8 protein-coding genes are annotated in these 12,615 nt (G+C 71.5%); 4 read left to right on the top strand and 4 right to left on the bottom strand.

The features are described from left to right. Positions 1 to 69: 69 nt before the first annotated feature. Entirely contained in the window at positions 70 to 891 is an 822-nt protein-coding gene (locus tag ACWD02_RS10245; RefSeq protein ID WP_451206998.1) for an MBL fold metallo-hydrolase, read from the bottom strand. Between the two features lie 155 nt (positions 892 to 1,046). Next, positions 1,047 to 5,630 (bottom strand): nSTAND1 domain-containing NTPase, encoded by a 4,584-nt coding sequence (locus ACWD02_RS10240; RefSeq protein WP_451206995.1) that lies wholly within the window; start codon positions 5,628 to 5,630, stop codon positions 1,047 to 1,049. A 216-nt stretch (positions 5,631 to 5,846) separates the two neighbouring features. On the opposite strand from ACWD02_RS10240, the gene ACWD02_RS10235 reads away from it, so the two are divergent. After that, positions 5,847 to 6,302, top strand: a complete 456-nt coding sequence (locus ACWD02_RS10235; protein WP_451206994.1) for a phospholipase A2 — start codon at positions 5,847 to 5,849, stop codon at positions 6,300 to 6,302. Positions 6,303 to 6,400: 98 nt separating this feature from the next. Here ACWD02_RS10235 and ACWD02_RS10230 read toward each other — a convergent pair whose 3' ends face one another. After that, positions 6,401 to 7,741, bottom strand: coding sequence for a M14 family metallopeptidase (locus ACWD02_RS10230; protein WP_451206991.1), 1,341 nt, complete (start codon positions 7,739 to 7,741; stop codon positions 6,401 to 6,403). A 164-nt stretch (positions 7,742 to 7,905) separates the two neighbouring features. Between ACWD02_RS10230 and ACWD02_RS10225 the strand changes: the two genes are divergently transcribed. Further along, a complete protein-coding gene (locus ACWD02_RS10225) occupies positions 7,906 to 9,252 on the top strand; it encodes an Nramp family divalent metal transporter (protein WP_451206988.1) in 1,347 nt (448 codons plus the stop codon). Positions 9,253 to 9,321: 69 nt separating this feature from the next. On the opposite strand, the gene ACWD02_RS10220 is transcribed toward ACWD02_RS10225, so the two are convergent. Next, positions 9,322 to 10,290 carry a chitinase gene (locus ACWD02_RS10220; protein WP_451207468.1) on the bottom strand — a complete coding sequence of 323 codons (969 nt, stop codon included), beginning with the start codon at positions 10,288 to 10,290 and terminating at the stop codon, positions 9,322 to 9,324. A 294-nt stretch (positions 10,291 to 10,584) separates the two neighbouring features. Between ACWD02_RS10220 and ACWD02_RS10215 the strand changes: the two genes are divergently transcribed. Both ACWD02_RS10215 and cpaB read left to right on the top strand, forming a co-directional pair. After that, the gene (locus tag ACWD02_RS10215) at positions 10,585 to 11,514 is read left to right on the top strand and encodes a hypothetical protein (protein WP_451206985.1); all 930 of its coding nucleotides are present in this window, start codon (positions 10,585 to 10,587) and stop codon (positions 11,512 to 11,514) included. A gap of 93 nt (positions 11,515 to 11,607) precedes the next feature. Further along, positions 11,608 to 12,321 carry a Flp pilus assembly protein CpaB gene (cpaB, locus tag ACWD02_RS10210; protein ID WP_451206982.1) on the top strand — a complete coding sequence of 238 codons (714 nt, stop codon included), beginning with the start codon at positions 11,608 to 11,610 and terminating at the stop codon, positions 12,319 to 12,321. Positions 12,322 to 12,615: the final 294 nt, after the last annotated feature.

The raw sequence follows: 12,615 nt of genomic DNA, 5'->3' as shown, positions 1-12,615 counted from the left end.
CTCCTCGTACGTTTCCTTCCCGTACGTGAGTGAGGGCGCCCCGGGCCGTCACGGTCCGGGGCGTCTTTGTCAGGTCGCGACCGGATGCCCGCCCGCGGGCTCGAACCCGGCCAGCATCTGCTCCAGCGCCGCCTGGTCGGGACCCACGAACGGCGGGGCCCCGGGCGCCGAGCCCAGCGTGTCCATCATCGTCCCGGTGATCCCGAGGGCCGGCGGCAGATGCGTGGAGAGTACGAGCTCGGGCGCCCCGTCCCGCAACGGCCGGAAGCTGCCGAGATACTTCTCCACGTCCACGTTCTGCACCCACGGGCTGTCGACCGTGGCCCACAGGAGCTGCGCGGCCCGCAGGTCCTCCACCGGGACCTCGCGGACGTCGTCGGCCTGCGCCAGCTCGGCGCTGGGCATCGGCCCTCCGAAGCAGTCGGAGCTGAAGCAGACCCCCGACTTGTCGTCGAAGAAGCCGACCGTGGCCGGGTTGTCGAAGAGGGGCGGCCTGAACCCCGTGAGGGTGCGGTCGCCGACGTCCAGGGTCTGCCCCGGGTTGAGGAGGAAGACGCGGTCGAGCGGCAGCGGGCGCTCACAGGACATGATCCCGGCCCCCGCGAACGTGGTCACGACCCGCGCCTGGGGTGCCGCGACCAGCAGATCGAAGATCCCGCCCGTGTGATCCCGGTCCGGGTGGGTGAGCCAGATCCATCGCACGTCGGCGGGATCGAGGACGGTGCTGACCGCCTCCAGGAAGTTCCGGTCGGACAGGCCGAGACCTGTGTCGACGACGACGGGCTGGGTGGCGTGCAGGACGAAGGCGTTGACCGGGATGTGGCCGATCCCCGGCACCTCCAGGCTGTCGCTCAGGACACTGATGTCGGGGCGTACCTTGTGGACGCGCATGACACATCTCCAAGCCCCCTCAGGGATGGTGATCGCGTCGCGGCCCTGATGAGTCCATGCTCGTCCTTTTATGCCGGCACCGCACCCGGACGGGCCGTGTCACGGGGGCCATGTCACGGGGGCCATGTCACGGGGGCCACGTCACGGGGGCCGTGTCACGCACACGTCCTGCCGTGCGGCACCCCCGGAACGTGTTTCTCCCACTCGGCGGCGGAGAACCCTCCCCCGGCGCGTGCGCAGACCCGTTCGACGAGGTACCCGTGACCGAGGCGGTAGGCGTGGGAGGACGTGTGCTCGCCCGCGGCCAGGACGGTCCTGCCGTCCGGGCCGAAGGCGAGCGCGCGGACCGCGTCACCCGCCGTGGGCAGGGCGGCGACCAGGAGCCTGCTGGACGGTACGTCGTACAGCGCGACGCGGCCCCCGCTGTCGCCCGCGGCGAGCGTGCGGCTGTCGGGGCTGAGGGCGAGGGCGGTCACCGGGGACCCGGAACCGTCCCCGCTGACGTCGAACGTGCCGTGCAGGTCCGCGAGCAGCTGGGTGCCGTCGCCGTTCCAGAGGGCGACCCTTCCCGTGGACCCGCCGGTGGCGAGCAGGGTGCTGTCGGCGCTGAAGGCGATGCGGTGCGCGCTCCGTGCCAGGAGGGGTGGACGGGTGGGCCTGCGTCCGGACGGCAGCCGGTAGAGCCCTCCGCTGTCCGCGGCGAAGGCGCCGTCGGGGCGCAGGACCAGGTGGCCGTTGCCCGGTGACCGGCCGTTGAACGCGACGGGCGCCGTCTGAGCGTCGCCGCCCGCACGCAGGTCCACGGTCTCCAACTGCCGTGCGGTGTCCCGCAGTACGAGAAGCCTGGTGCCGTCCGGTGCGAGGGCGAACCCGGTGGCGTCCTCGTCCTCGCGGCCCGCGCGGGCCAGCACGTGCCGGCTCTCCTCGCGGCCCTCCCGTACGTCCCACACATGTACGGACTGCGGGTGACGGCGGCTGGTGTAGCTGTGCCGCGCCCTGATCCCGTACGCAAGGTGGCGGCCGTCGGCGCTGAACGACATCAGCACGTCGCAGCTCCGGTCCGCGCGGTCCACGTCACCCGGCTCGGAAAGACCGCAGTCCGCGGACGTGAGCAGGCGGGGCGCCGCGCCGGGAGAGCCGGGAGAGCTGCGAGAGCCGGGAGCGGTGGGACGCAGCTCGAAGCGCATCCGCCCGCCGGAGCGGCGCGCGAGCGCCAACTGGCTCCCGTCGGGGCTGTACTGCGCCTCGACGACCCTCTCGCGCCGCCAGCCCGAGGTCAGCGCGTTGCCCAGGGCCAGGGTGCGTACGGTCGTGCCGTCCTCCCAGTAGCGGATGGCCCGGTCCTCGGTGTCGATGCGCAGTTGCGTGGCGGTGCCGCCGTTCAGCGAGTGCCGGTACACCGGCCGCCGGGGTTCGGAGGTGCGCCACAGCAGGACCTCCTCGTCGGTGGTGACGCCGAGGAACTCGCCGTCGTCGCTGAACGCGGCGCTCGCGTGGACCGGCGAGGCGAGCCACGACCGGCCGGTCCGCATGTCCCAGGCGCGGGCGGTGTCTCCCAGGGAGACGAGGAACCGGCCGCGCGGGTCGAGGACGATCCGGTGACCGAGCCGCTCGTTCCCGCACACGGTCCTGCGGTCCTTGCGGGAGAGTTTGCCGAGCGGGGAGGAGGGGGTGGGGCCGCCCGCCGTGCCGAGCATCTCCAGCATGGCGGGCCCGTTCGGCTCGGCGGCACGGCAGAACGCCATGACGCGGTCGTCGCGGCTGATCACCACCTCGGGGACGTCCGCGTACGGGGTGAGGGTGACCCGCCGCGCGATGCGGCCGCTCTCCGTGCGCCGTACGCCGATCGACGACAGGTCCTGTACGACGACGTGGCGCCCGGTGGGGGAGAAGGAAGCCGGCTCGGACGGTGTACGGAACGCGGGTCCCACGGGGCGGGCGGACCGCACGTCGTGGACCCGGGAGCGGCTGCCCTTGCCGAGGACGATCCGTCTGCCGTCCGCCGACAGATCCTGCACCTGCCGTCCGCGGTGCCTGATCCGGGCCACGCGCTCGTGGCGCACGACGTCCCAGGCGTGGACGTGCCGGTCGTCGCGGGTGAGCACCACGCGGCCGTTCCCGCTGAGGTGCGCGCCGTGGTACTCGTCGGCGCCGTCGCCCGACGGGGGGCGGAACGCGTCCTGTTCGGCCTGGGCCGCCGAGGCGAGGAGCGCGGCCTCGGCCTCGGGGGTGTGCTGGACGTGCCAGGCCGCCAGGCTCATCCGCATGGCTTCCACCGGATGCGTGTAGCGCAGGCCGTCGGCCCGGGAGGCCAGCTGCCGCGAGGCCGCCTCGGCGTCCCGCTGGACACGGCCCCGGGCCTGCTGCCAGGCGGTGACGCTCGCGAGGAGGACCAGGACCGTCAGGAGGACCAGGCCGGCGCGGGTGTTCCTGCGGCGGCGTGCGTGGCGTGAAGCGGCCGTACGCGCGGCGGCGACGAACCGGGCCTCCGGGGTCGCGCGGCCGGTGTGGGTGCCGGCCAGGGCCTCTGTGGCCGCGGCCAGTTGGGAGCCGCGGTACAGGACGGCGGGGTCACGTCCGCAGCTCTCCCATGCCTCCGCCGCCTCGGTCAGCCGCTGCCGGTCGCGCAGCAGGGCGTGATCGGTGTCGATCCACGTCCGCAGCCTTGGCCAGGCCGACAGGAGGGCTTCGTGGGCGAGTTGGGCGCCGTCGGCGTCCAGGGTGAGCAGCCGGGCGTCGGCGAACGCGGTCATGACGCGGTGCGTGGTGTCCGGGCCCGGCGGCAGCGAGGCCAGCTGCTCGTGGGAGATGCGACGCCGGGCGGTCTGTTGCTCCGGGCCGATCCGGACCATGGCGAGCAGGAGGTGCCGGGCGGCGCTCTGCCCTGCCGGGTCGAGGCCGCGGTACACGTCCTCGGCGGTCGCCTCGACGGCGCCTCTGATGCCGCCGGTGAGGCGATAGGCGGCCACGCTCATCCGCCCGTCCTGCGCGTCGCGCTGCTGCCAGGTGGCGAGCAGCGCGTGCGCGAGGAGCGGCAGGGTGCCCGCGTCGTGCGGCGCGGGGGCGTCACCGTGGACGCCGAGTTCGGCGAGGAAAAGCTCGGCCAGCCCCGGATCGAGGACAAGCCCGTTCCGCCGGGCGGGCCCCTCGATGGCCGCACACAACTCCCCCCGAGCCATGGCCCCAAGCGGCAACTGCCCCTCCCGCAGGGCAACCACAAGCTCCGGATGCCCAAGACAGGCCGCGTAAAAGTCGGCGCGAATACCGACGACGACGAGGACGGGGGGTGACTGCTGGGGTGGGGTGGGCGCGAGGGGCGCGCCGGGTGCATCGGGCGAGGCGGGCGTAGGAGGGGCGATGGGAGTGGGAGGCGTGAGGGGTGTGGTGGGCGCGGCGTGCGTGGTCGGGTCGGCAGACGTGACAGCTGCACGGGAAGCGACGGGCGCGCCGGGTGCATCGGGCGAGGCGGGCGCAGGAGGGGCAACGGGAGCGGGAGGCGCAAGGGGTACGGCGGGCGCGGCGGGTGCAGCAGGCACGGCAGGCCGGACGTGCGTGGCCGGCTCGGCGGGTGCAGTAGGTGCGGCAGGTGCAGCAGGTGCAGCAGGTGCGGCAGGGGCGACGTGCGTCGTCGGGGCGGCGTGCGTGGCAGGTGCACCGGCAGCGACGTGCGTGGTCGGCGCGGCAGGCACGGCACGCACCGCACGGTCGACGTGCGTCGTCGGGGCGGCGTGCGTGGCAGGCGCACCGGCAGCGACGTGCGTGGTCGGCTCGGCAGGTGCAGCAGGTGCAGCAGGTGCAGCAGGTGCAGCAGGTGCAGCAGGTGCGGCAGGTGCGGCAGGGGCGACGTGCGTCGTCGGGGCGGCCGATGTGGCAGGTGCGCCGGAAGTGACGGGGGCGGGCAGGGCGCAGAGCGTTTCGATGAAGCGGCGTCGTTCGTCCTCCGACGTGCACAGGGTGAAGACCTCCTCGAACTGGTCGGCCACCAGCACGAGTCCGCCCACGGCACCGGCACCGCCCACGGCACCGGCACCGGCACCGGCACCGGCACCGGCACCGGCACCGGCACCGGCGCCAGCACCCTTCCCGCCGCCCGCGCCCCCGACCGCTTCCCGCACCGCATCGGCGTACGACGGGGAGGACGGCCCCGCACCGATCTCAAGCCCCGGTACACCGGCGAGCGCCGCGGCGAGGCTGTCGAGCGGGTGGGCCCCCGGGGAGAAGCACACCACCGGCCACGACCGGGATCCGGCCACCGGCAGCACACCGCGGGCCACCGCGGGGACGAGCCCGGCCCGCAGCAACGAGGACTTTCCCGCACCCGAAGGACCCACGACCGCCACCAGGCCCGGCCGCCGCAGCCGCTCCGCGAGACGCGCGGTCAGGGCGGCGGTGGCCCGCTCGCGGCCGAAGAACCACGCGGCGTCCCGCGGACCGAAGGCGGCGAGGCCCGGATAGGGGCAGACCCCCCGCCCGGGCCCGCCCACCGGCGGAGGCGCGAGGGCGATCAACTCGCCGCCCGCGTCCAGCGCCTCGTCGCAGCCGCGGGCCACCTCCGCGGTCGGCGGCTTCTGTCCGTTCTCGACCTTGCTCAGGTAGCCCCGGCTGTAGTGCGCGACCCGCGAAAGATCCGCGAGGGACAGGCCGCGGTCGGCGCGCAGCCGCCGCAAACAGTCGCCGAAGCTCTCCGTCGACGGAAGAGCCCGCAGGTCAGATGGTGTTTCCCGTTTCCCGTCGGACAAGGCGACAGGCACCTCCTTGGCCACCCGCGTCCCGTGCCCCACGCTGAGAACCGGCAACGCTGCGTACTCGGAAAGTTACGCATAGCTGCCGCCGGGCGTGATCCATCCGCGCTCATCCCCTCCTTTGGAGTGATCGGCTCCGGCGGGGTGACCGGCGGCCGTTGCCGTCACCTCCGGGCGGCAAGACGCCCGGTCCGACCCACGAAGGACTCAGTCATGCGTGTACGCACCGCCCTGCGCAAAATCCTCCTCGCGGCGACCACCTGCCTCGCACTGACCGCCGGAGCGGCTCCCGTCGCCGCTGCGGACGACATCCGCGGCGAGGCCGACCGCATCATGAACCTCAACCGGATCGACTTCGTCAATCACCCGCACAACGCTCCGTACGACTGGAGCAACGACGGCTGCACGTGGTGGCCGGACGGCATCTTCTTCGAGGCCTGCGCCCAGCACGACTTCGGTTACCGCAACTACGGCAACCACGGCGCGCTCAAGCTCAGCGCCACGGCGGAGACCAAGGCGTGGATCGACGAGCACTTCTGGCACCAGATGCGGGCCTCCTGCCTGGAGACCCACCCCGAGGGGAGCACCGCGCAGAACCTCTGCCTCGGCGAGGCGAAGATCATGTACGACGGCCTGCGGGCCGGCGTCGCCGACGGTTCCTTCTACTAGGCCGCCCGCGGGCGGCCCGCGCGACTAATCCGCCCACGGCACACCGCGGCCCCGGACCCACCACACGGGTCCGGGGCCGCGGTGCCGTGCCAAAGCCGTCAACTCGTGCAGTACTGCTGCTCCTTGCCGATGGAGCGGTACATGCAGTCCGAGTTCTCCAGGAGCTGCAGGACCGCGTCCCTGTTGCGGTTCGTCTCCCGCTCGATCACCTCGTCGGGCGGGTAGAAGCCGCCGCCGCCCGCGGACGACGGGTACATCTCGAAGGTGTAGCTGAAGATCTTCTGGTTGCCCCAGAGCCAGTCGTTGATCGACCCGTCCGTGATGTAGAGGTCGCTGGACTGCTGCGGCGTGTAGCCGTTGCTCGCGGCCATCTTCCGGCCGATGGCGGCGTGCGCGTCGCGGTCGTCCTGGGTGAGGCCGGGGCCCGTGTCGCTGTACGTGTAGCCGTACGGCCACAGGACCAGCTCGCTGTACGTGTGGAAGTCGATGGAGGCCTTGATCTGCTGCTTGCCGCCGACGATGCGGCTGCGGACGAAGTTGGAGACGACCTGCGTCTCGGGGGCGGACTCGGCGCGGGGGCCGCGGTAGGTCTCGGAGCCCGTGGAGCCGGACGAGCCACCACAGCAGCCCCACCGGTAGGCCCAGTTGCGGTTCAGGTCGGTGCCGACGTTCGAGGAACCGCTGTTGGGCTGGCGGTTCTTGCGCCAGCTGCGGTAGGAGCCGGACGCGATGTCGTACTCGCCGCCGTCCGGGTTCAGGTCCGGCACGATCCAGATCTCGCGCTCGTCGACCATCTTCTTGATGCGCGCGTCCGTGCCGTAGTCGTCGCCGAGTTCGCGCAGGAGGTACAGCGCCATCTCGACCGTCAGGTGTTCGCGGGCGTGCTGGTGGTGGGTGAAGAGGACCTCGGGCTCGGCCTCGTCGGTGCCCACGTTGTCGCTGATCTTGATGGCGACGATGTCCCGGCCCGAGTAGGACTTGCCGATGACCCTCTTGCTCATCAGGGTCGGGTGGGCGGCGATGCGCTGGTTGATCTCCGCGTTCATCTCGGCGTAGTTGTGGTACCTCGCGTCGGCGGGCGGGAAGTCCTTGGCCTCCACGGGCTCCCCGTTCGTACGCTTCGGGGGTCCGGCCAGGGCCTTGAGCTCGTAGCCCGCGTCCCGGAGCCCGGCCGCCTCGCGGCCGTCGGCCGAGACGACCACCGCGCGGGCGTCGACCTCGTCGATCGCGACGCCGGTGCGGGCGAGCGCGGTGCGGGCGGCGGGATCGTCGCCGAGGGGGATCTCGTACTGGCGCGTTTCGTTGTCGGTGGCGGCCGTGCCGCGCGTGGCGGGTCCTGCGGAGTCCGGTGAGGCGTTGGCGGTGATGGGCGCCGCCACGGCGAGGGCGAGAAGGACCGCGAGGGCGGCGGATCTTCTGCCGCGTATGCGGAGTCGCATGAAGTCTCCTGGGGGTGGGGGGGGGTGGTTCAGTGCGACGCGTGCGGTGCGGGTCGTGCGGTGCGGGTTGCGCGGCCCCATCGTCGGGGCATGGCATGCTCCGGTCAACGCAGTCTTCGGCCAACCCCTTGTGTCACGAGCCGCCATGCGGTTTCTTGATCGGCATGGCTGAAACGACAGGCAGCGACCCTGCCGCCACGGGAGACACGGCACCCCGGATGCGCAAGGCGAGCTGGAAGTACATCGGACCCGGAATCGTCGTCGCCGCCACCGGCGTCGGCGCGGGCGACCTCGTCGCGACGCTCATCGCGGGCAGCAAGTTCGGCTACACGCTCATGTGGGCCGCGATCATCGGCTGCCTGGTGAAGATCTCGCTCGCCGAGGCGACGGGCCGCTGGCACCTCGCCACCGGCCGTACCCTCTTCGAGGGCTGGCGCAGCCTCGGGCAGTGGACCACCTGGTACTTCGCGATCTACGTCGTGATCTGGGGCTTCGTCTACGGCGCCACGGCGATGTCGTCCAGCGCCCTGCCGCTGGTCGCGCTCTTCCCGGACGGGCCGAGCCTGAAATTCTGGGCGATCCTCTGTGGCCTGCTCGGCCTCGCCTTCGTCTGGTTCAACCGGTACGCCGTCTTCGAGAAGGTCATGACGGTCGTCATCGGGATGAAGTTCCTGATCGTGGTGTACGTCGCCATCCGCGTCGCCCCCGACCTCGGCAACGCCTTCGCGGGCCTGGTGCCGGTCCTCCCCGACGGTTCGCTCCTGTACACGCTCGGCCTGATCGGCGGGGTCGGCGGCACCATCACCATGGCCGCGTACGGGTACTGGGTGAACTCCAAGGGCTGGACCGACATCAGCTGGCTCAAGGTCATGCGGCTGGACAACCGCGTCGCCTACATCACCACCGGCATCTTCGTCGTCTCGATGATGATCATCGGCGCCGAGCTGCTGCACTCCACGAACATCGCGCTCACCTCCGGCGACCGGGGTCTCATCGACCTCGGCAACGTCCTGGAGGACAAGTTCGGCGCGGTCACCGCGAATCTCTTCCTGATCGGCTTCTTCGCCACGTCCTTCGGCGCCCTGATGGGCGTGTGGCACGGCGTGAGCCTGATGTTCGCGGACTTCGTGGAGCGGCTGCGGCGCGAGCGCTCGGGTGCGATCGAGGCCTCCGGCGCCCAGGGGCCGAGCGAGGGCCCCGACGGCATGGTCAAGGAGGTCGCGGCAGGCAAGCGGGAGAAGTCGGTTCCCTTCCGGGCCTACCTGCTGTGGCTCACCTTCCCGCCGATGGGCCTGCTCTTCCTGGACCAGCCGTTCGGCCTGGTAGTCGCCTACGGCGTGCTCGGCGCTTTCTTCATGCCGTTCCTCGCGCTCACGCTGCTCTGGCTGCTCAACTCCTCGCGCACGCCGAAGCAGTGGCGCAACGGCATCGTGAGCAACGTGATGCTCGCGGGGGCCGGACTGCTCTTCCTGGTGCTGTGCGTGCAGCAGGTGCGCGACCTGCCCTGGTAGGGGCGCGGGGGAGAACAGCAGCGCCGCCGGGGGAGCGGCGGCGCTGCGGGTGCGAGGGGTGCCCGCCGGTTACGGCAGCCCGTGGACGTGCGGCCCGACCGCCTTGGACCAGGAACTTCCGTCGGCGGCGTCCCAGTTCGTCGACCAGGTCATCGCGCCCCGGATGCCGGGGTACGTCTTGGACGGCTTGAAGGAACCGCAGCTCGTGCCCTTCGCCAGGCAGCCGAGTGCCTGGTTCACGACGGCCGGCGAGACGTATCCGCCGCCGGCTGCCTTCGCCGACGCCGGGACACCTATGCCGACCTGCGACGGGGCGAGGCCGCCCTCCAGCTGGATGCAGGCGAGCGCGGTGAGGAAGTCGACCGAGCCCTGGCTGTAGACCTTGCCGTCGCAGCCGAGCATCGAACCGCTGTTGTAGTACTGCATGTTGACGACCGTGAGGATGTCCTTCACGGCGAGCGCGGTCTTGAAGTACTCGTTCGACGTCGACTGCATGTCGATCGTCTGCGGCGCCATGGTCAGCACGAACCCCGAACCGGCCCTACCGGCGAGGGATTTCAGCGCCTGCGACATATAGGTCGAGTTGAGCCCGTTCTCCAGGTCGATGTCGACACCGTCGAAGCCGTACTCCTGCATGAGTGCGTACGCCGAGTCCGCGAAGGCGGTCGCCGAGGCGGCGTCGTTGACGGACACCGCGCCCTTCTCGCCGCCGACCGAGAGGATCACGGACTTCCCGGCCGCCTGCTTGGCCTTGAGGTCCGCCTTGAACTGCTCGACGGTGTACCCGCCGAGCCCGGCCGAGTCCAGGTTGAAGGCGAGCTCACCCGGCGTGCCGGTCGCGTCCGCGAACGACACCGCGATGATGTCGTACTCGTCCTGTACGTCGCTCAGCTTCTGGACGGTGGCGCCGTTGTCGAAGTTCTGCCAGTAGCCGGTCACCGCGTGCTTCGGTACGGCGCGGGTGTCCGCGTCGGCGTCGTCGGCGCCGCCGGTGAGCAGGCCGGTGAGCGCGAGGGCGAGTGCCGTTGTCAGACCGATGACGGACCCTGCCTTCCTGCGTGTCCTGCCGCGTGCGTGGTCCACTTCTGCCTCCGGTGGGGGGAATTGGGGCGCTCGGAGAGCTTTCGCCGGGCCGTACGAGGGGGTTGCCCGGCGCCTTGCCTGGTCGTACAAGCTGGTCCAGACCAATTGCGTTGTCAAGACCTCTGACATCACCCGGACCCCGCGCGTCCGGCCAACCTCAATGTGAACAGTGGGAAGTTGGGTGTTGAGGTGGCGATGACCTGGATAAGGTGCTGAGGCAGAAGTGCACGAAGACCGGGGGGTGTGCGTATGCCGACCGCCATAGCCGTCACCGGCCCTGACCTGGTGCTGCCGTCGCCCGACCGGCACACCCCGTCCGCGGCCGTCCTGCAGAGCGCCGTCCAGTCACCACGGACGTACTCCCTGGACCAGGCGCTCACCGAGATGCACACGCTCATCGAGCACCACGGCTATGTGATCGTCCTCTGCCCCGCGTCGGCCCCGCCCGCCCTCGTCCAGCGCATGCACGCGATCCGCTCCGTCCTGGAGAGCGACCGCATCGCGATCCTGCGCCCCGACCTGCCGCCGCTCGGCCTCGCGGTCCTCGCGCTCCAGCTCCGCCAGCTGTCGATCTGCGACTTCAGCCCGGGTGTCCTCGCATCGGCCGCCCGCCTCCTGTCCCACTACATCTACGCGGGCGCACTGCTCGGCTCGGTGGCGAAGCTGGACCGGGTCCCGGTCACGCTGCAGTCGCACGCCAAGTCATGGGTGCCGGGCGCCCAGTTCGCCGTCCTCGCCACGCCCCGCCCCGAGCTGATCAAGGTGACGGGCGACGCGACGCTGCCGGGCCCCGGCTTCGGCACGAAGATGCTGTACGCCGCCGGACAGCTGGGGTCCGACTGGGTCACCGAGACGCTCGCTGCGGCCTGGCGGACCCAGGAGGTCGCGGAGGCGCGGCTTCCGGGGGATTCCGCGCGCTGGTGGGCCACGGGCAAGCTCGTCGAGTTCGCCGCGGCGATCCCCGACATCTCGGTTCTCTACCAACTGGTGTCGTCCGTCCGGCGGGACGACTGCCACTGGTGCGGTCTCGAACTCATCGGTGACCGCTGCGGGTTCTGTGCCGCGCCACTGCTGTCACCGCCGGAACGCGCGGCACCGGCCGCATCCGCCCCCGCCGCAACCGCCCCCGCCCCTGCTTCGACTCGTGCCGTACGGGCGCTTCCGCGAGGCAGGACGTAAGGCCGGGCTCCGCTGGGTACGAACCCGAACTGAACGCGCGCCACAACGATCACTGTCCGTAGCCGCCCGCACCCGATCGAGGTAGTCCGGTCCATGAACTCACGCCAGCGCCGCGGCGTCATCCTGCTGGTCCTTTCGGTCCTGGCCGCGTTCGGCGCGTTCGCGGGCGTCCTCTCCGTGATCCGGGACGTGAACTCGAAGGTGGGCCCCGAGGTGGCCGCGTACAAGCTCAAGGGGGACATCGCCCCCTACAAGGAGCTCAGCGCGGACCAGTTCGAGAAGGTCGAGATGCCGGAGAGGTGGCTCTCGGACAACGCCGTCACCGATCTCCGCCAGGTCCGCGGCAAGATCGCGGTGACCGAGCTGCGCAAGGGCTCGCTGCTCCAGACGGACATGATCGTGAACCGCCCCGAACTGGAGCCGGGCCAGCAGGAGATCGCCATCATGATCGACGCGGCGACGGGCGTCGCAGGCAAGATCACGCCGGGCTCGACGGTCAACATCTACGCCACGTTCAAGGGCGAGACCGACAACGCCAAGGACCAGTCGAAGGTCATCGTGGAGTCCGCGAAGGTGATCGACGTCGGCAAGCTGACGGCCCTCGACCCCGACCAGGACGACCGCAGCAGCCGTCGTACGGCGACCGAGGCGGTGCCGATCACGTTCGCCCTGGACACCGCGGACGCGCAGCGCGTCGCGTACGCGGAGTCGTTCGCCACGCATGTCCGCCTGGCCCTGGTGGGCCAGGGCGAGGAGGCGGCGATCCCGCGGGGCGACCGGACTTACACACTCGACGAGGACAAGTAGGGGGCCTGCGGATGTGCTGCACGTCTGAACCGCCGCTTCTCGCTCCCGCGACGGGCAGCCGCTCAAGGCCGCCGCTGCGCGGCGGATCTCTCCCGCCCACCCACCTGTTCACCCCGCGGCGTGCGGCGGGCGGGGAGGCCCTGTCCGGTGAGCCGTCGATCGCGGGTGAACGGGTGGGTGGGCGGAAAAAGCCTGTTCGTCGGCGGAGACTGCCGGGGAAGCACGACCACGGCGCTGGCCCCGGCGCAGGCGGGCGAATCCCACTGCCGGGCGCGGACGCTCCGCACGCTGGCT

Source organism: Streptomyces sp. NPDC002853, assembly GCF_053591915.1.
This window is presented reverse-complemented; position numbering and strand designations above follow the sequence as displayed.

What these genes read in the sequence shown, in the direction of transcription:
- ACWD02_RS10225 (WP_451206988.1), top strand. Translation starts at nt 7,906, where the DNA reads ATGGCTGAAACGACAGGCAGCGACCCTGCCGCCACGGGAGACACGGCA.
- ACWD02_RS10235 (WP_451206994.1), top strand. Translation starts at nt 5,847, where the DNA reads ATGCGTGTACGCACCGCCCTGCGCAAAATCCTCCTCGCGGCGACCACC.
- cpaB (WP_451206982.1), top strand. Translation starts at nt 11,608, where the DNA reads ATGAACTCACGCCAGCGCCGCGGCGTCATCCTGCTGGTCCTTTCGGTC.
- ACWD02_RS10215 (WP_451206985.1), top strand. Translation starts at nt 10,585, where the DNA reads ATGCCGACCGCCATAGCCGTCACCGGCCCTGACCTGGTGCTGCCGTCG.
- ACWD02_RS10230 (WP_451206991.1), bottom strand. Translation starts at nt 7,741, where the DNA reads ATGCGACTCCGCATACGCGGCAGAAGATCCGCCGCCCTCGCGGTCCTT.
- ACWD02_RS10245 (WP_451206998.1), bottom strand. Translation starts at nt 891, where the DNA reads ATGCGCGTCCACAAGGTACGCCCCGACATCAGTGTCCTGAGCGACAGC.